Source organism: Nocardia rhamnosiphila NBRC 108938 (assembly GCF_000720425.1).
Lineage (GTDB): Bacteria > Actinomycetota > Actinomycetes > Mycobacteriales > Mycobacteriaceae > Nocardia > Nocardia rhamnosiphila.
In genome coordinates this window covers 1-251 of the sequence record NZ_JOAJ01000082.1, presented here as the reverse complement: position 1 = coordinate 251, position 251 = coordinate 1, and the positions used below count along the sequence as shown (strand labels likewise).

Annotated in this window: 1 pseudogene; it reads left to right on the top strand. The window is 73.7% G+C overall.

The window, feature by feature from the left end:
• Window positions 1-251: pseudogene (locus IG75_RS37080) on the top strand (MFS transporter); the annotation flags it as partial.

The following is a 251-nucleotide window of genomic DNA, read 5'->3' as shown; positions in this document are numbered from 1 at the left end:
GTTCCACGTCTCGCTGAGCAGTGCGCAGTGGACGTTGACTGTCGCGCTGCTCAGCGGCGCCGTCGCCACTCCGGTCTTGGGCCGGCTCGGAGCCGGCCCGCACCGGCGAGCCGCGATCCTTGCCACGCTGGCGGTCGTCGTCGCCGGTAGCACGCTCACCGTACTGCCGCTGCCGTTCGCGTGGCTGCTGGCCGGCAGAGCGGCCCAGGGCGTCGGGCTCGGGCTGACGGCGCTGATGATGGGCGTGGCCC